18 protein-coding genes are annotated in these 16,112 nt (G+C 44.8%); 3 read left to right on the top strand and 15 right to left on the bottom strand.

What is annotated here, in order from left to right; all coding sequences use genetic code 11:
• The 5 genes from NI468_RS08625 to NI468_RS08645 form a co-directional block, all read right to left on the bottom strand.
• On the bottom strand, window positions 1–90 hold a 90-nt coding region (locus NI468_RS08625), incomplete at its 3' end, for a GTP-binding protein (protein WP_072292276.1).
• A 92-nt stretch (window positions 91–182) separates the two neighbouring features.
• A complete protein-coding gene (gene fusA, locus NI468_RS08630; protein WP_180181093.1) occupies window positions 183–2,318 on the bottom strand; it encodes an elongation factor G in 2,136 nt (711 codons plus the stop codon).
• Window positions 2,319–2,446: 128 nt separating this feature from the next.
• On the bottom strand, window positions 2,447–2,917 hold the full coding sequence (gene rpsG / locus NI468_RS08635) for a 30S ribosomal protein S7 (RefSeq protein WP_004279240.1): 471 nt from the start codon (window positions 2,915–2,917) through the stop codon (window positions 2,447–2,449).
• A 180-nt stretch (window positions 2,918–3,097) separates the two neighbouring features.
• Entirely contained in the window at window positions 3,098–3,472 is a 375-nt protein-coding gene (rpsL, locus tag NI468_RS08640; RefSeq protein ID WP_002050319.1) for a 30S ribosomal protein S12, read from the bottom strand.
• Between the two features lie 156 nt (window positions 3,473–3,628).
• Complete coding sequence (locus NI468_RS08645; protein ID WP_253101382.1) at window positions 3,629–5,113, bottom strand: EcsC family protein; 1,485 nt, start codon at window positions 5,111–5,113, stop codon at window positions 3,629–3,631.
• Window positions 5,114–5,386: 273 nt separating this feature from the next.
• Here NI468_RS08645 and NI468_RS08650 point away from each other — a divergent pair, with 273 nt between their 5' ends.
• Both NI468_RS08650 and NI468_RS08655 read left to right on the top strand, forming a co-directional pair.
• Window positions 5,387–6,616 carry a beta-ketoacyl synthase N-terminal-like domain-containing protein gene (locus tag NI468_RS08650; protein WP_004730606.1) on the top strand — a complete coding sequence of 410 codons (1,230 nt, stop codon included), beginning with the start codon at window positions 5,387–5,389 and terminating at the stop codon, window positions 6,614–6,616.
• 23 nt (window positions 6,617–6,639) lie between these two features.
• The gene (locus NI468_RS08655) at window positions 6,640–7,092 is read left to right on the top strand and encodes a CopD family protein (protein WP_004279237.1); all 453 of its coding nucleotides are present in this window, start codon (window positions 6,640–6,642) and stop codon (window positions 7,090–7,092) included.
• Window positions 7,093–7,148: 56 nt separating this feature from the next.
• Here NI468_RS08655 and NI468_RS08660 read toward each other — a convergent pair whose 3' ends face one another.
• The 4 genes from NI468_RS08660 to NI468_RS08675 all read right to left on the bottom strand — a co-directional run bounded on the left by NI468_RS08660 (window position 7,149) and on the right by NI468_RS08675 (window position 11,566).
• Entirely contained in the window at window positions 7,149–8,576 is a 1,428-nt protein-coding gene (locus NI468_RS08660; protein WP_004646106.1) for an amino acid permease, read from the bottom strand.
• A 169-nt stretch (window positions 8,577–8,745) separates the two neighbouring features.
• The gene (locus NI468_RS08665) at window positions 8,746–9,111 is read right to left on the bottom strand and encodes a RidA family protein (protein WP_216986585.1); all 366 of its coding nucleotides are present in this window, start codon (window positions 9,109–9,111) and stop codon (window positions 8,746–8,748) included.
• 48 nt (window positions 9,112–9,159) lie between these two features.
• On the bottom strand, window positions 9,160–10,272 hold the full coding sequence (gene alr / locus NI468_RS08670; protein ID WP_216986584.1) for an alanine racemase: 1,113 nt from the start codon (window positions 10,270–10,272) through the stop codon (window positions 9,160–9,162).
• A gap of 34 nt (window positions 10,273–10,306) precedes the next feature.
• On the bottom strand, window positions 10,307–11,566 hold the full coding sequence (locus NI468_RS08675; protein WP_004646103.1) for a D-amino acid dehydrogenase: 1,260 nt from the start codon (window positions 11,564–11,566) through the stop codon (window positions 10,307–10,309).
• 141 nt (window positions 11,567–11,707) lie between these two features.
• Between NI468_RS08675 and NI468_RS08680 the strand changes: the two genes are divergently transcribed.
• The gene (locus NI468_RS08680; protein WP_004646102.1) at window positions 11,708–12,175 is read left to right on the top strand and encodes an Lrp/AsnC ligand binding domain-containing protein; all 468 of its coding nucleotides are present in this window, start codon (window positions 11,708–11,710) and stop codon (window positions 12,173–12,175) included.
• A gap of 87 nt (window positions 12,176–12,262) precedes the next feature.
• Here NI468_RS08680 and lysM read toward each other — a convergent pair whose 3' ends face one another.
• The 6 genes from lysM to NI468_RS08710 all read right to left on the bottom strand — a co-directional run bounded on the left by lysM (window position 12,263) and on the right by NI468_RS08710 (window position 16,021).
• On the bottom strand, window positions 12,263–12,757 hold the full coding sequence (gene lysM / locus NI468_RS08685; RefSeq protein ID WP_191112326.1) for a peptidoglycan-binding protein LysM: 495 nt from the start codon (window positions 12,755–12,757) through the stop codon (window positions 12,263–12,265).
• A 185-nt stretch (window positions 12,758–12,942) separates the two neighbouring features.
• Window positions 12,943–13,179: an acyl carrier protein gene (gene acpP / locus NI468_RS08690; RefSeq protein ID WP_004646101.1), complete on the bottom strand. Its 237-nt coding sequence runs from the start codon at window positions 13,177–13,179 to the stop codon at window positions 12,943–12,945.
• 83 nt (window positions 13,180–13,262) lie between these two features.
• Window positions 13,263–13,997, bottom strand: coding sequence for a 3-oxoacyl-ACP reductase FabG (gene fabG / locus NI468_RS08695; RefSeq protein WP_004279229.1), 735 nt, complete (start codon window positions 13,995–13,997; stop codon window positions 13,263–13,265).
• Window positions 13,994–14,980 carry an ACP S-malonyltransferase gene (gene fabD, locus NI468_RS08700; protein ID WP_216986583.1) on the bottom strand — a complete coding sequence of 329 codons (987 nt, stop codon included), beginning with the start codon at window positions 14,978–14,980 and terminating at the stop codon, window positions 13,994–13,996. The genes fabG and fabD overlap by 4 nt, the downstream gene beginning before the upstream one ends.
• Window positions 14,981–15,203: 223 nt before the next feature.
• On the bottom strand, window positions 15,204–15,386 hold the full coding sequence (rpmF, locus tag NI468_RS08705; protein WP_004279227.1) for a 50S ribosomal protein L32: 183 nt from the start codon (window positions 15,384–15,386) through the stop codon (window positions 15,204–15,206).
• Between the two features lie 77 nt (window positions 15,387–15,463).
• A complete protein-coding gene (locus NI468_RS08710; protein ID WP_004279226.1) occupies window positions 15,464–16,021 on the bottom strand; it encodes a YceD family protein in 558 nt (185 codons plus the stop codon).
• Window positions 16,022–16,112: the final 91 nt, after the last annotated feature.

Consider the following 16,112-nt stretch of genomic DNA (forward strand, 5'->3'; position numbering starts at 1 on the left):
AGCTGTTAAAGTTGTTTTACCATGGTCAACGTGACCAATTGTGCCCACGTTAACGTGTGGCTTATTACGTTCAAACTTAGCCTTAGCCATGAGATCTTCCTTTTTAAACTACTCATGCAGGATCACTGCATGAGCACTTGGGTTTAACTATGAATTAGTTTGGGCTTATAGTAATCGAAAGATTACTCGTCGTCACCTTTTTTACCGCCAGATTGGAACTTAGAAATGATGCCTTCAGCCACGTTACGTGGAGTTTCAGCATATTTAGCAAATTCCATAGAGTAAGTCGCACGACCTTGAGACATAGAACGCATATGAGTTGCGTAACCAAACATCTCAGCCAATGGAACTTCAGCACGAATGGCTTTAGTACCACCAGGAAGATCGTCCATACCCTGAACCATACCACGACGACGGTTTAAGTCACCCATGATATCGCCCATGTAGTCTTCTGGAGTTTCTACTTCAACTTTCATGATCGGTTCAAGAAGGATAGGATCCGCTTTCATGAAACCATCACGGAAGGCATAAGAACCCGCCATTTTGAACGACAATTCATCAGAGTCGACGTCATGGTAAGAACCATCAAACAATGTCGCTTTAATGCCAACTACTGGGTAGCCAGCCAAAACGCCATTCTTCATACGTTCTTGAATACCTTTGTCAACCGCGCCGAAGAATTCTTTAGGTACAACACCACCTACAACTTCTTCAACGAATTCGTAATCTTTTTCAGATTCAGGATCCATCGGTTCTAAACGTACGTATACGTGACCGAATTTACCTTTACCACCTGTTTGACGTACGAATTTACCTTCTTGCTCAACAGACTTTTTGATCGTTTCACGGTAAGAAACCATTGGCTTACCAATGTTCGCTTCAACACCGAATTCACGCTTCATACGGTCAACAATGATGTCAAGGTGAAGCTCACCCATACCAGCAATAATCGTTTGACCAGATTCTTCGTCTGTACGAACGCGGAATGATGGATCTTCTTTCGCCAAGCGACCTAAAGCAACTGACATTTTTTCTTGGTCAGCTTTAGTTTTAGGCTCAACTGCAAGTGCAATTACTGGCTCTGGGAATTCCATACGCTCTAGTGTAATTACGTGGTTTTCATCACATAATGTATCACCAGTAGTCGTGTCTTTAAGACCTACACATGCCGCGATGTCGCCCGCACGAATTTCTTCGATGTCATGACGGTCATTTGCGTGCATCTGTACGATACGGCCAACACGCTCACGCTTCATTTTTACTGGGTTATAACACGGGCTACCCGCTTTAAGAACACCAGAATAAACACGTACGAACGTTAAGTTACCAACGAATTTGTCGTTCATGATTTTGAACGCTAACGCAGCAAACGGTGCTTCGTCAGATGCTTCACGAGAACCTTCAGTCTCAGCTTTGTCATCAAGGATACCCTTGATCGCTTCAACGTCAGTCGGTGCTGGCAAGAATTCAATTACTGCGTCCAACATACGTTGAACACCTTTGTTCTTGAATGCAGAACCACAAAGCATTGGTTGGATTTCGTTCGCTAATGTACGCTTACGGATACCACCAACGATTTCTTCTTTAGTCAGCTCTTCGCCTTCTAGGTACTTGTCCATGAGTTCTTCTGATGCTTCTGCAGCAGCTTCAACCATGTTAGTACGCCATTCTTGAGCTAGCTCAAGCAATTCAGCAGGGATTTCGCCATATTCGAACTTCATACCTTGAGATGCTTCATCCCAGATAATCGCTTTCATTTCGATTAGGTCAACAACACCCTGGAAGTTTTCTTCTGCACCAATTGGAACAACGATTGGCACTGGATTACCGCCAAGACGTGTTTTAACTTGTTCAACTGCACGGAAGAAGTTCGCGCCAGTACGGTCCATTTTGTTAACGAACGCAATACGTGGAACTTTATATTTATTTGCTTGACGCCATACAGTTTCTGACTGCGGCTGAACACCACCTACAGCACAGTAAACCATGCACGCACCGTCAAGAACACGCATAGAACGCTCAACTTCGATCGTGAAGTCAACGTGTCCCGGGGTGTCAATTACGTTAATACGGTGTTGTTCGAACTGGTTGCCCATACCTTTCCAGAAGCATGTTACAGCTGCTGAGGTAATGGTAATACCGCGTTCTTGCTCTTGTTCCATCCAGTCCGTAGTTGCCGAACCTTCGTGAGTTTCACCAAGCTTATGGCTCTCACCTGTGTAGAACAAAATACGTTCAGAAGTGGTTGTCTTACCTGCGTCGATGTGCGCAGAAATACCAATGTTACGGTAACGAGAAATTGGGGTTTGACGTGCCATGATTTCTAGCATTCCTAAATTTTGTTGTTTAAAACAGGACGCTTTAAGCTGCATAGCAACTTAAAGCGCTTTGGTGACAAAACCATGACGGTCTTGTCACCCTCCTGAATAGGGCCTGTTTTATCTGCTTAGAAACGGTAGTGAGAGAAGGCTTTGTTGGCTTCAGCCATACGGTGCACATCTTCACGTTTCTTAACCGCAGCGCCTTTGCCTTCAGATGCATCAAGCAACTCGCCAGCAAGACGTAAAGCCATAGTTTTTTCAGAACGCTTAGCAGCAGCATCTACTAACCAACGCATCGCTAGAGCAGTACGACGGGATGGGCGTACTTCCATAGGAACTTGGTATGTAGCACCACCAACACGGCGTGCTTTTACTTCGACCATAGGACGAACTTTTTCAAGAGTAGTCTCGAAAAATTCAACTGGGTCTACTTTAGATTTTTCTTGAACGCGGTCTAAAGCACCGTAAACGATACTTTCAGCAATAGATTTTTTACCATCTTGCATTACGTGGTTCATGAATTTAGCGATTGTTTGGCTGCTGAACTTAGGATCCGGAAGGATTTCACGAGCAGCGACTACGCGACGTCTTGGCATTTTAAACTACCTATAAAGATGACACTTCAGGTTTATCCAGCATGAGTACAAAGTGTCATGTACTACTCGCTGGCCTTACTATACGTCGCTTGGAATTTTCACAAAATTAATGCAGAAATCAGACAAGCGAGACGATAAAGGATTGCGGTTCTACCTTCTTAAAATTTAATTCTTAATGAATTATTTCTTAGGACGTTTAGTACCGTATTTAGAACGAGACTGGTTACGATCTTTAACACCAGCACAGTCTAAAGAACCACGAACGGTATGGTAACGTACACCTGGTAAGTCTTTAACACGACCACCACGGATAAGAACAACACTGTGCTCTTGTAGGTTATGGCCTTCACCACCGATGTAGCTAGAAACTTCGAAACCTGAAGTTAAGCGAACACGGCAAACTTTACGCATTGCTGAGTTAGGTTTTTTAGGTGTAGTTGTGTAAACACGTGTACAAACACCACGGCGCTGTGGACAAGCCTTCAACGCAGGAACTTTAGATTTTTCAACTAAAGTCGTACGACCCTTGCGGATCAACTGATTTGTTGTTGCCATTTGGCAATTCTCCCGTTAATAAAAAGCCCCAAAAAACTACTACTTTTTGAGGGCATGCAATTGTAATTCAAGATGCAAAATTGGTCAACCTACTCAAGCCAAGCAAATACCGTTTCTCACGACATTTGCCTGCTTTTATTTACCTTCAAAATTCGCTTATTTTTTTGAATTTTTACTGACTTTTTTAGTCACATCTTGAGCTTCAGATTCAGTTTTCGAATTTTCTTGATCGTCTACGCCCTGCTGTGAAGTCTCTGTAGCAGCTTCTGCCTCGTCAGCAGCTTCTGGATGCAGTTCAGCTTCGATTTCCGGATCAAATGAAGTTTTGGTTAAAGCGGGTTGTTGCGACTGCTTATCTACCGCAGGTTCAACCAACTCATCGTTAAGCGCCTCCAGCCCTTCACTCACCTTTTCATCTTTCTTCACTTCTGCTTCTTCAGAGCTTAGATCATTCTGCTCTTTTTTGACCAGCTTGACTTGGGTAATCGTGTTATTGCCCTCAATCGCAATATCTTTATCCATGATCGGCTTATCTTTCGGAAGCTCAACTTCGTGAGAGGCACCATTTAGGAGTTTCGGAGTTGCCTGTTGTAACAAACTGACTGCTTTTTCATAGGCAGCATAAGGAGACAATTGCGAATCCTGATGCTGAACTAGGTATTGGCGTGCATGTGAGAATGCTTCTTGAGCTTTCTGATTTACATCCTCGACAAAACGGTGGCTATATACTGCACCAATACCTGCACTTGCCAGAGGCGTTAGTTTGGTTAATCGCTCCAGAATCGAAATTTTTGGCAGATGATTCATCCATTCCCATTTAGCCTCTCCCTCATGACGACTTAGCCATTGTTTGATAGCGCTGACATCATTATCAGAACCTAGCATGGCTTGTAGCTGGGAGATATCATGAGTTTTAAGGGTATTACTTAACGCTTTTAAACCCAATAACAAGGTTTGCTTTTCTGCAATCAGGCTCAGGTCGATCTGTCTAAAGATATGCTGGACGATTTCCTGATCATCTTCTTTGCTCAGGTCAAAACCATAAGAGCGACCGACTTGATAAATGGTACGCAACGCCATCAGTAAAGAAGCGGGAATATCAATCGCGGTGCCAAGCATCCCTGAAGCACCACTCACTGCACCCTGAACCGTCGCAATCCATTTGTTTTGTTCACCTAAAGCCTGTGAAATTCGCTTGGATCGGTCAACGTCCTGAGTCAATTCCTCTAAATCTTTCGCTCCAGCTTCATTCAGAATGGCATCAACCGAACTGGTTTGATTACTAAATTGATTCAGACGCTCATAAAAGTAGTTAGACACTTTTTCGGTTAAGTCTGGAGAAACAAAATGCGCGACATTATTCACGGTATTAAAGCGGCGCCCGAGAAGTTGACGAGAGACATTTGGAAGATGCTCGCGAAGCATTTGCTGAGGATTATCATATTTTTTAGCTGAAAAAGCGCTTTTCGTCTTCGCCGAACCGTCAATCACCTGATCGGAGCTGGAAGGCTTCAGCGCTTTAGTCACCGAATCCGGCGCAACATGATTCAACAAATCCAATCCGGTTGAACTGAACTTTTTCGCCACTCCAAAGGCATTCGAAATCAGACCATTAGATTGTTTATTATTAGCATTTACCATTTTTTACCTCAGCATTCATGTGCTTGTATTTGGTATAAATACTAGGTGTAGTCAGCGTTTATCTCAACTTTATTCTGTTTCATTTAGTAAAACCCCTACACGCCGACTCACAAACTCAACCGACTGTCACACGGCATAACATTTGCCATAAGATTTCAAAAGTCTTTCTGCTATCATGTTCCCCATCATGAAATAAGGCTAGGCGCTGGATTGGGCGATTTTAAAACCCAGATATCTGCCGCTGAGCATAGAGCAAACTATAAGGATCTGTAGATGAAACGTGTTGTCATCACTGGCATGGGTATCAACTCATGTATTGGTAATACATTAGAGGATGTAAACCATTCTTTACAAAACGGGATTTCAGGAACACGTTTTAATCCGACTTATGCTGAACTCAATTTCAAAAGTCATGTCAGTGCTGCAGCCGAGCAGGATTTCGATGGGATCGACCGCAAACTGAAACGCTTTATGGGTGTATGTGCGATGTATGCATATAACTCAGCTCTTGCTGCGGTTGAACATGCAGGTTTAAAGGTTGAAGACTTAGCTGGCAACCCACGTTATGGTATCGCGGGTGGTTCAGGTGGCGGTTCAACTGCTTCCGTTATTGAAATGAACGAATTATTGCAAACCAAAGGTGCGCGTAAAGTCGGTCCTTTCTTTGTACCACGTAATATGACCAACACCATTACGGCTAACGTTGGCGTTGCATTCAAATTACAAGGTGTAGCACATACCATTACTAGTGCATGTGCAACTTCTGCGGATGCGATTGGTTATGCCTACAACCTGATTCAACTCGGCAAACAAGATTTAATGCTGGCGGGTGGCGGTGAAGAAGATCACTGGTCACAAAGCTTGTTGTTTGATGCGATGGGCGCACTTTGCTCTAAATACAACGACAGCCCTGAAACAGCATCACGCCCTTATTCTGCAGACCGTGACGGTTTCGTGATTGCCGGTGGTGGTGGTTTTGTAATCCTTGAGTCTTTGGAACATGCGCAAGCGCGTGGTGCCAACATTCTTGCCGAAGTCGTAGGCTATGCAGCTAACTCGGATGGTGCCGACATGGTTGCACCATCTGGTGAAGGTGCAACGCGTTGTGTACTGATGGCTTTAGAAGAAGCAAAACAACACGGTGTCGATAAAATTGACTATGTAAATACACATGGTACTTCTACTCCAGCGGGTGACATCACAGAACTTAAAGCAATGGAACGTGCTTTCGGTGAAGGTCAGGTTCCGCCACTAAGCTCAACCAAGTCAATGACAGGTCACAGTCTGGGTGCTGCTGGTGTTCAGGAAGCGATTTATTCAGTTCTGATGATGCAAAATGACTTTATTGCGCCAAACATCAACGTGACCGAGCTGGATGAAGGCGCAAAACCGTTTGATATCGTGCTTGAAAAACGTGACGCAAAATTGAATACTGTGATGAGTAACAGTTTCGGTTTCGGCGGCGTAAATGCTTGTCTCATTTTCAAAAAATGGGAAGGCTAAGCTGCCCAGTTTAGGGTGACTTGATGGATGCTCCTTCTGATGCTTTCTTGTGGGTAAAAGCATTACATATTATTGCGGTGGTTTGCTGGTTCGCGGCTTTGTTCTACTTGCCACGGTTATATGTTTATCATGCCATGAGCGAAGATGCCGTCAGTCATCAACGCTTTGAAGTCATGGAACGCAAGCTGTACCGTGGCATCATGTGGCCGGCCATGTTGGCTACCTTGATTACGGCGCACTTTCTGGTGGATTGGGGTGATGCAACGCGTCACTATCATGAAGCCTTATGGTTTTACCTTAAAGTCGGCCTGGTCGGCTTATTGGTGATTTACCATCTGGTGTGTGGTTATTACCGCAAGAAGCTGATTGATAATGCACATTACAAGTCACACAAGTTTTGGCGTTATTTTAATGAGATGCCAACCCTGATCTTATTTGCAGTGGTGATTTTAGTCGTGGTTAAACCTACTTTCTAATTCACCTGCTAAATAAAAAATCCCCGATCAGTCGGGGATTTTTTATGTCTGAATATTTAAGGATTACCACGCTGACGCATACGCGGCTTATACAGCAAACGATAGGTCACTGCCAGAATAATTAACCATAAAGGACTGATCATAAGAGCCTTTAAGGTATCGGGTTCCAGACTTAAAATAATCAAGGCGAATAACAGGAATGCCAATACCACATAAGACATCCACACTCCACCCGGCATTTTAAAGGTCGAAGCCACATGTTTTTGCGGTTGCTGCTTACGGTAACGGATGTAGCACACCATGATGATGCTCCAGATACTAATAAACAGGATCACACACAGCGAACTTGCCAGAGTAAAAGCTTCCATGGTGTTTGGTACAAAATACTGAAATGCTGCCCCCAACATAATAAAAGCACAGGAGAAAAATAACCCTGTGGCTGGTACAGCTCTGCTAGATAACCGCGCCAAAGCTTGAGGTGCTTGTCCGTCACGTGCCAGACCAAACAACATACGGCTGGTCGAGAATACGCCACTGTTCATAGAGGACATCACTGACGACAACACCACCAGGTTCATGATAATGGCTGAAGTTGGAATACCGGCATACAGAAACAAACTCACAAAAGGACTTTGATCCGCAGGAATCAGATGCCACGGTGTGACCGACATGATCATCAGCAATGACAATACATAGAACAGAATGATCCGTGTAGGAATGGCGTTGACCGCTTTGGGTAAATTCTTTTCCGGATCTTTTGTTTCTGCCGCCATGGTGCCGAGCAGTTCCACCCCGACAAAGGCAAACATGGCAATCTGGAAGCCTGCCAGAAAACCGGTAAAGCCTTTGGGAAATAAACCACCATGTGCCCAGACATTACTAAAGCTGGCGACGGCGCCACTCGGTGCCTGAAAACCGCTAAACACCATATAACCACCGACAAAGATCAAACCGAGAATAGCTAAAATCTTGATCAGTGCAAACCAGAATTCAATCTCACCAAACAGTTTTACCGTGACTAGGTTAATCGCGAGAATAAACAGCACACAGCCAATACTAATCATCGCCTGCCCCATCGGGGTAAAGGCCATGCCTTCGGGCAGCCAGAAACTCAAATAGTTAATAATCGCCGCGAGATCGGCAATCCCTACCAGCACCCAACCCAGCCAGTACGACCAGCCAATATAATAGCCAGCACCCGGCCCGATCAGGTCATGGGCCATATCAATAAAAGATTTGTAATGCAGATTGGACAACAGCATTTCACCCAACGCACGCATCAGGAAGAAGAACATGCCACCAATGATCATATAAATGATCAAAATTGAAGGGCCTGCCAGGGAGATGGTTTTTCCCGATCCCATAAACAGGCCAGTACCGATACAGCCACCAATGGCGATTAACTGCAAATGTCGGTTAGAGAGTTTTCGTTGCAACTCATGCGGCGACGATTTTACGTCTTCTGTGCCCGGGGTGGTTTTCATTTTTACATCCTTTTTAATCTTTACAACAGCATCAAGCTGAATTTACAACGTTCAGTCCTCGAACGCTTATTATGACATTTTCATACTTTTTACTGCGCTGTTCAGTGAGATTTACTGCACTAAAACGACTTAAATCATTGCATGGGAGATTTCAACATTAAAAATTAAATTAAGCTTGAGCTGCAATGACTGCAATTTCAATCAGCCAGTCCGGATTAACCAAATCTGCCTGAATCGTGGCACGTGCCGGCGTGCCATGACCTTGTAACCATTCCACCCAAAGCTGATTCACAGTTTGAAAATCATCCAGATTTTTCACGAACAGTTGTGCAGAAAGCAGCTGGCTTTTATCAGTATTGGCCAATGCAAGCAATTCCTCAATTTTTGCAAAGACTTCCAGTGTTTGGCCGCGTACATCCATATCCGTGCTATTCGGCACCTGACCCGATAGATACACGGTTTGCTGATGAATCGTCACCGCACTCATGATTTGATTGCTGTTGAGTCGCTGAATGGCTGTATTTGCCTGTGTCATGCTGATATTCCTTGTTTGGGATATTTAAATAAAATTTAAATTAAAAATTTAAGCGTCAATCTGGAAATGAACCCGAGCGGTCACCGCACACATCAGCTCATAGCCGATGGTGCCTGAACTGGCCGCCACTTCATCAATCGGCAAAACCACACCTTGGGAAGATTGGCCCCAAAGTACCACTTCACTACCGACATTCGTCTGCGGCAGTGCAGTCAGATCTACGGCCAGCATATCCATACTGACCCGACCCAATGTGTGTGTTTTCATTGAATCGACCAGCACAGGCGTACCGGTCGCCGATAGACGTTGATAGCCATCGGCATAGCCACAGGCCACAATGCCGATCCGCATATCCTGTGTGGCAATAAATTTGGAACCATAGCCAATGCTCTGACCTGTCTGGATCGTTTGAATGGCGATAATTTCACTGCGTAAGCTCATGCTCGGTTGCAGATTCCAGTCTAGAATCGTGTGTGTTGGATAATCCGGTGAACTGCCATACAGCATGATGCCGCTACGTACGATATCGGAATGAAGGGTTTGATGATGCCGCAGAATGGCTGCACTGTTACTGAGCGAGATTTTACCTTCAAGCCCCTGAATGGACTGGCTAAAAATCAGGTTTTGATACTGAATCCCGTCCACGCCAAAACGCTGACCATCCGCATCGGAGAAATGGGTCATATGGGTAATGGAACGGACAGTGTTCAGCTGTTGCAGCTCCTGCCAGATATCTGCATATTGCTGCGGCTCGAAACCCAGACGGTTCATGCCGCTGTTCATTTTCAAATACACATCAAACTGTGCATCCGGCGCTATTTCGGCAAACTGTTTCAGCCATTGCACTTGATGTCGGGAATGAATGGCAAAGCTCATTTCATGCTTCACACATGCAAATAAATCCTCAAAAGCGAAAATACCTTCGAGCAACATTAGCGGCTTCTTGCATCCCAGCGCACGTAGCCGCGCGCCCTCTTCAATATCCAGAAAGGCAAAACCGTCTGCACCTTCAAGTCCAGCATAGACACGTTCAATCCCGTGCCCATAGGCATTGGCCTTGACCACGGCAAATACCTGACTATTGGGCATACATTGGCGCGCCACACTTAAATTATGCGCAAGCGCCTGTTGATGGATAATTGCAGTAATGGGACGTGGCATACATTCCTCCTTGAATATTCCGCCTCAGATAGTCTTAAGCCGCCTGGTGATAGCGCGCCAATGACAATCCTTCGGTACTAATTTCAGGATCACGTGCCAAAACCAGATCGCTGATTAATTTCCCTGAACCGCAGGCCATGGTCCAACCCAGCGTGCCATGTCCAGTATTCAGGAACAGGTTTTTAAAACGGGTTTTCCCAATAATTGGCGTACTGTCCGGGGTCATTGGACGCAGGCCTGTCCAGAAGCTGGCCTGATTCATGTCACCCCCCGGGAATAAATCACGGGTCACCATTTCCAACGTGCCACGACGGTCTTCATTCAGACCCAAGTTAAAACCGCTCAGTTCAGCCATTCCCCCTACGCGGATGCGCTGGTCGAAACGGGTAATCGCAATTTTATAGGTTTCATCCAGTACTGTAGATTGTGGTGCATAGGCCGGATCTAAAATCGGAATGGTCAGTGAATAACCTTTCACCGGATAGACCGGTAAATTCAGTTCAAGCGGTTTGAGGAAATCACGTGAATAACTACCAAAGGCCAGCACATATTTATCTGCCGTGAGCACCTGACCATTCACCAGAACACCTTTGATCTGGTCACCTTCTACAATCAGCTTTTCAACGTTTTGATTAAACTTAAACTCTACACCCATCCCTTTGGCATGCTCTGCCAAAGCATTGGTAAACAGATAGCAGTCACCCGTCTCATCATTGGGTAAATGCAGACCACCCACCAGTTTATCTTTAGCCTGTGCCAATGCCGGTTCTACACGCGCCAGTCCATCGCGGTCCAGCAGTTCAAACTCCACTCCGGTTTCTTTCAGAACCTCGATATCGCGCTGCACCGCATCCAGCTGCGCATCTTTACGGAAAATCTGCAAAGTGCCTTTCGAGCGGTTCTCATAAGAGATGCCAATATCGCGACGCAAATTACGCAAACAGTCACGGCTGTATTCAGCCACACGCACCATCCGTTCTTTATTGACTGCATAATGCTGGGCATTACAGTTTTTCAGCATTTGTGCCATCCACTGCAATTGCCACAAGCTGCCATCGACATTAATCGCCAACGGTGCATGATGCTGAAACATCCATTTGACTGCCTTAAATGGAATACCTGGTGCAGCCCAAGGGGTCGAATATCCTGGAGAAATCTGCCCGGCATTACCGAAGCTGGTTTCTTGCGCCGGACCTGCCTGACGATCCAACACAGTCACGGTTGCTCCCTGCTGCGCCAGATAGTAAGCGCTTGCCACACCAATCACACCACTACCTAAAACCAATACGCGCATTACCTTAACCCTCAAACATCTTTTCAGTTTATTTCACTAGTATATTTTTGCTTTAATAGTTAAATTCACTATATTCAGACTGTATATTCAGTGGAATAAATATTTTTTCGGGCAGAATTAAAAAAAAAGAGGGAAATATTGATGCGCAAATTAGACCGCATTGACCGCATGATTCTGGATATCCTGCAACGCGATGGCCGGATTGCCATTAGCGAACTTGCAGCACGCGTCAATCTATCGACCACGCCCTGTTCAGAACGGGTAAAACGGCTAGAGCGCGAAGGCATTATCATGGGCTATTACGCCCGTTTAAATCCGGAAATGCTGGAGCGCAACCTGCTGGTTTTTCTGGAAATCAAACTCTCCGCCAAATCAGGAGATGTCTTTGATCAGGTGGCTCGTAATCTGACTGAGATTCCAGAAGTCCTGGAATGCCATTTAATTTCCGGTGATTTTGATTATCTGGTCAAAGCACGTTTAAAAGAAATGAGTGCTTATCGCCGTTTACTGGGGGATTTACTGAAAAAACTGCCCGCTTCTGCATCTTCACATAGTTATGTAGTGATGGAAGAAGTCAAAGAAAGTTTATATCTGGACTTGGGTATTTAATGATTTTGAATTTCTAAAGCTACCAGCAAAAACAACAAAGCCCCAAACGGGGCTTTGAGATTGAACATTGATTGGACTTATTAAACCTTAAGCAGGAATACGGAGTACCTGTCCCGGGAAAATATCATCAGCATCTTTGAGCAATGGGCGATTGGCCTCAAAGATCTTATTGTACTGATTGGCATCACCATAAAATTCTTTCGAGATTTTTGACAAGCTATCCCCCGATTTTACCGTATAGAATTTGCTTTCCGGTTCAGGGCTGCTGACCGTAAGCTGATCATCCACTTTGGCCACATGATCAATATTCCCCACCGCCAGAATAATTTTTTCACGATCGGCCTGACTTTGCACCTGACCTCTGACCGTGGCCAGATCCGAGGCTGAATTATAACTGATGGATAAACCAGTGATCGGAAGGCCCAGACTTTTCACATGGCCGAGTAATTTATTTGCCACTTCCTGAGCAGAAGGCTCCGCAGGTTGTGCTGCAGCCGGCGTTGTCGTTGTAGGTGCAGCCTGTGGTTCCGCAGCAGCTGTATTCTTCTTACCGATACCTTTTACAAAATCAAAAAGACCCATAGCGGACTCCATTCTTGTTGTTAATGTCACATCACTCTTATTTTTATAATGAAAACTCTAGAGAGATAGTTAGTCATTGGTGACAGAAAGGTAATGAATTGTAAAACCTCCATTCATGTGAAAAGCAGACACAAAAAAACCACCTCTAGGGTGGTCTTTATGTTCAGCAAAGCTGAAATCGGCGATTAACCTAGTTTCTTAGAAACGTAGTCAATTGCAGATTGAACAGTTGTGATTTCGTTAGAATCTTCATCAGGAATCGTGATGTCGAAATCATTTTCGAAAGACATAACAAGTTCAACTAGATCTAGAGAATCTGCACCTAAGTCATCCATGAAAGATGCTTCGTTTTTAATCTCTTCGATTTTGATACCAAGTTGTTCTGCAACTGCTTGCTTAACACGTTGTTCGATATCGCTCACAGGAATTCTCCTCATTGCTTGTGGCGTTTTTAATGCCGTTAGTTTAATTGAATCTAAAAAATTTGGAAAGTTTATACTTGAGCTTAGCTCATGTATAAGCCCCCATTTACATGCATAACTGTACCAGTAATGTAACTGGCTTTATCCGAAGCCAAGAAACTTACGGCATTTGCGATATCCTGCGGATCACCTAAACGGTTTAATGCCACCTGCTCAGTCATCTTTTTACGAATTTCTTCGCTTAGCTGCTCAGTCATTTCAGTCGCAATAAAACCTGGTGCTACCGAGTTTACGGTAATCTGACGGCTACCCATTTCTTTGGCAAGGCTACGGCTAAATGCTTCAATACCTGCTTTGGCAGCAGAATAGTTGGCCTGACCCGGGTTGGCAAAGTGTGCCACCACAGAACTGATGTTGATGATGCGACCGAAACGCGCCTTGGTCATGCCTTTAAGTACGCGCTTAGACAAACGGTAAACTGCTTTCAGGTGAATATTTAAAATATCATCCCAGTCATCTTCAGACATACGCAGCAGCAAATTGTCTTTGGTAATACCGGCATTATTGACCAACGCAAGGACTGGACCATAGTTCTGTTCGATGTCCGTTACCAGCCCATCAATCGCTGCACCGTCACGTACATCTAGTACTCTTCCAGCACCATTTTCAGCAAACTGTGCAGATAATTTTTCCGCACCTGCTTCAGACGTTGCAGTACCTATGACAAAATAACCGTCTTGAATCAACTGTTGTGCGATCGCAGCACCAATACCACGACTTGCACCTGTTACCAGAGCAACTTTACGTTCCTGTGTCATGCACTTTTCCCTTCTGCCGCCAATACGGTGTTTAATGCATCTTCCAGACGAGATTGACTGTCCAGTGGAAGTGCTTTTTGAATATTCGGCAAGCGTTTCGCCAAGTTGGTCAATACATTACCCGGACCACATTCTACGATGTACTCAACACCTTCATCTTGAAGGAATTGTAAGGTTTTAGTCCATTGTACCGACTCATAAAGTTGCGCGGTCAACGCCTGACGCAATTCATCTACACTGGTTGCCGCTTGCGCGCCTACATTTTGTAATACAGGAATGCGTGGTAGCTCAATGGCGGTTTGTTCCAATGCCGGAGCAAACTGTTCAGCAGCAGGTTTCATTAATGAACAATGCGATGGAACCGATACTGGCAATGCAATGGCTTTTCCGCCGTTTTCTTTGGCCAATGCCATCACTGCTTCAACGCGATCTTTATTGCCTGCAACGACTACTTGCCCTTGCGCATTATAGTTCGCTGCTTCGACAGAGCCTTCGCCTGCTGCAGTTGCTTGTGCACACAGCTCAATCACTTTGGCATCGTCCAGACCCAAAATGGCAGCCATCGCGCCTACACCCTGAGGTACTGCAGTCTGCATGAGTTTGCCACGCAGGTTCACCAGCTTCACAGCATCACCCAGGCTTAAAGCACCCGATGCGACCAGTGCGCTATATTCACCCAGTGAATGGCCTGCCAGATATTTCGGTGCTACACCGCCAGATTCCAACCACACGCGCCATAAGGCAATACTTGCAGTCAGCAATACCGGCTGGGTAAATTCAGTTTGATCCAGACCTTCGCCAGTTTGCGCAATCTGCCACAGATCAAAACTGACGGCTTCAGATGCTTCTGCAAATGTCTCGCGAATACTCGCAAACTGTTCTGCAAGCTCAGCCAGCATACCGGCTTTTTGTGAGCCCTGACCCGGAAACACAAATGCAGTTTTTGTTGCGGGTGCTGCTTGTTCGAGTGGTGTAGCAGACATAATAAAATCCTTTCATTCAAGAGGTGTGCTTCTTCAATCCTAACAAGAAGACTGACCAATAAGACCACCTAAATCATTGTGGAGCGCAATTTAGCATGTAATTTTGCTGGCGGTAATTGCCAAATACAACAAAAAACCGATACCACTAAAAATCAAAGACAAAAAAAAGGGAGCTAAATGCTCCCATTTTTTCTACTAAGCTTGACGCTTAATACATCACCAATTATTCAGCAGATGCTTTAGCGAATAATTGACGACCACGGTAGATACCATCTTTAGATACGTGGTGACGACGATGAGTCTCGCCAGTAGCTTGGTCTACAGTTAATGCATTCTCGGTTAAAGCGTCATGTGAACGGCGCATGTCACGGCGAGAGCGACTTTTACGGTTTTGCTGAACGGCCATGATGGCTCCTTACAAAGATCGAAAAAATGGATCAGAACAAATTCGATTGTCTTATACACAATAGTATAACACAAAAATTAGTTAAGTTTACCCTTCAAAGCAGCCAAAACTTCAAACGGGTTGTCCCGTTTTTCTTCAGCCACTTCTTCTACGGCAGGTTGATGCTTATGTTCACAAAACTCATGTTTAGGCGACAACGGCATCAACAATAACAGTTCATCTTCTATCAGCGCGAGTAAATCAGCGGTCGCTGGTGCATCATAATCACCTTTGGTCGTTGCTTCACTTTCACCTAGGACGATGAAATCAGCATCCTCATCCAAGCGCTCTATCAGTGACTCATCATCCACAAGTGCCAAATGGAACGATGAAACCAGTTCAATTTCTACAGTTTCCAGACAACGCTGGCATTCCATAGGAACTTTTGTTTCAACGTGACCATCTAGCCATGCAATACGATGATAGGCATCCATTGATAGCTTACAGTCTATGTTAATCAATTGATCATCAATTGATCCAACAGCTTCACGAGCGATACGAACAAAGCGGGATAAAGGCAGTTGACCTGACCATTTAAAGCCCTGTTCAGCCCATTTAAACGGCTCAATCTGTGCCGGAAAGGTATTTGCTGACATAATTAAGGCGGCAATTCTACAAATTCATCAGTACTCTGTCAAAGATTAAGATACAATTTTGTACTTATTTCGACAGACCATTTGGGTAACT

Source organism: Acinetobacter lwoffii (assembly GCF_024129355.1).
Taxonomy (GTDB): Bacteria; Pseudomonadota; Gammaproteobacteria; order Pseudomonadales; family Moraxellaceae; genus Acinetobacter; species Acinetobacter lwoffii_I.

Excerpts from the sequence above, each read along its gene's own strand:
- fusA (WP_180181093.1), bottom strand. The coding sequence starts at position 2,318 with ATGGCACGTCAAACCCCAATTTCTCGTTACCGTAACATTGGTATTTCT.
- rpsG (WP_004279240.1), bottom strand. The coding sequence starts at position 2,917 with ATGCCAAGACGTCGCGTAGTCGCTGCTCGTGAAATCCTTCCGGATCCT.
- rpsL (WP_002050319.1), bottom strand. The coding sequence starts at position 3,472 with ATGGCAACAACAAATCAGTTGATCCGCAAGGGTCGTACGACTTTAGTT.
- NI468_RS08645 (WP_253101382.1), bottom strand. The coding sequence starts at position 5,113 with ATGGTAAATGCTAATAATAAACAATCTAATGGTCTGATTTCGAATGCC.
- NI468_RS08650 (WP_004730606.1), top strand. The coding sequence starts at position 5,387 with ATGAAACGTGTTGTCATCACTGGCATGGGTATCAACTCATGTATTGGT.
- NI468_RS08655 (WP_004279237.1), top strand. The coding sequence starts at position 6,640 with ATGGATGCTCCTTCTGATGCTTTCTTGTGGGTAAAAGCATTACATATT.
- NI468_RS08660 (WP_004646106.1), bottom strand. The coding sequence starts at position 8,576 with ATGAAAACCACCCCGGGCACAGAAGACGTAAAATCGTCGCCGCATGAG.
- NI468_RS08665 (WP_216986585.1), bottom strand. The coding sequence starts at position 9,111 with ATGACACAGGCAAATACAGCCATTCAGCGACTCAACAGCAATCAAATC.
- alr (WP_216986584.1), bottom strand. The coding sequence starts at position 10,272 with ATGCCACGTCCCATTACTGCAATTATCCATCAACAGGCGCTTGCGCAT.
- NI468_RS08675 (WP_004646103.1), bottom strand. The coding sequence starts at position 11,566 with ATGCGCGTATTGGTTTTAGGTAGTGGTGTGATTGGTGTGGCAAGCGCT.
- NI468_RS08680 (WP_004646102.1), top strand. The coding sequence starts at position 11,708 with ATGCGCAAATTAGACCGCATTGACCGCATGATTCTGGATATCCTGCAA.
- lysM (WP_191112326.1), bottom strand. The coding sequence starts at position 12,757 with ATGGGTCTTTTTGATTTTGTAAAAGGTATCGGTAAGAAGAATACAGCT.
- fabG (WP_004279229.1), bottom strand. The coding sequence starts at position 13,997 with ATGACACAGGAACGTAAAGTTGCTCTGGTAACAGGTGCAAGTCGTGGT.
- fabD (WP_216986583.1), bottom strand. The coding sequence starts at position 14,980 with ATGTCTGCTACACCACTCGAACAAGCAGCACCCGCAACAAAAACTGCA.
- rpmF (WP_004279227.1), bottom strand. The coding sequence starts at position 15,386 with ATGGCCGTTCAGCAAAACCGTAAAAGTCGCTCTCGCCGTGACATGCGC.
- NI468_RS08710 (WP_004279226.1), bottom strand. The coding sequence starts at position 16,021 with ATGTCAGCAAATACCTTTCCGGCACAGATTGAGCCGTTTAAATGGGCT.